This is a genomic window from Shewanella litoralis (assembly GCF_009828585.1).
Classification (GTDB): Bacteria; Pseudomonadota; Gammaproteobacteria; order Enterobacterales; family Shewanellaceae; genus Shewanella; species Shewanella litoralis.
Genome location: NZ_WSRZ01000072.1, coordinates 1 through 794, shown reverse-complemented (window position 1 = coordinate 794; position 794 = coordinate 1). Strand labels below are relative to the sequence as shown.

The 794-nt window shown below is 37.7% G+C and carries 2 protein-coding genes; both read right to left on the bottom strand.

Annotated elements, in window-relative coordinates; translation table 11 throughout:
- Positions 1-108: 108 nt before the first annotated feature.
- The gene (locus GQA99_RS20170) at positions 109-300 is read right to left on the bottom strand and encodes a hypothetical protein (protein WP_160056999.1); all 192 of its coding nucleotides are present in this window, start codon (positions 298-300) and stop codon (positions 109-111) included.
- 65 nt (positions 301-365) lie between these two features.
- A complete protein-coding gene (locus GQA99_RS20850) occupies positions 366-650 on the bottom strand; it encodes a helix-turn-helix transcriptional regulator (RefSeq protein WP_268244235.1) in 285 nt (94 codons plus the stop codon).
- Between the last annotated feature and the right edge of the window lie 144 nt (positions 651-794).

The following is a 794-nucleotide window of genomic DNA, read 5'->3' as shown; positions in this document are numbered from 1 at the left end:
CTTCAAAGGGAAGCATACCAGCTAAACAAAAACGAGCCTGGATGAAAACAGCATACTTAGAAGCAGTATTACAAGCTGGATTCAGTGATGTGGCTAATTAATGAACACTCATGCGGTTGCCCTGCATTTACTCCCCTCTACACTGAATGCAGCCAAAGAAAGTCCAACTAAAAAAAAGATGGGGTGTAAAATCAGACCATGAAAAATCGATATATCAGCAATGATGCCGTGTATTAAGCTTGCCAATACGATTATCAATGCAACGATGATTAAAATAGATCTGCTTAGTTTGAGTTTCATGAGAAATTCCTATTCAATGAGTTTGTACTAGAATAACCAACCACTCAACAGAAAACTTGAATAAACTAGCTAACTTTTTTGAAAAGAGTATGAGCTTGCCTTATTGTCATACCGAAGTTATTTCGAAATGTTCGACTTAAATGAGCACTATCTGAAAAACCAGCCAGATGAGCAGCATCTGTAGCAGAGTTACCATTAATTAACGCTTGAATAGCACAGATCATTCTTCGCCATAATAAATATGGTCGCCACGCAATACCTAACTCTATACTAAATAAATGAAGAAAACGACTTTCAGATAAAGCTAATTGGTTAGCGACTTCAGAAGCTCGCCAATTAGTAGGTTTGATACAATCGCCATATAGACACCAGGGCGGGATTAAGCTTTGTTAAATCTTTTAACCAAAGAAAATCTCGCTCCTAAAATCACCATTCCATGCTGCCTTTCTTATTTTGGTTGGTTTACTGGCTTTTAGCGGATGCTGCTCTAAAAG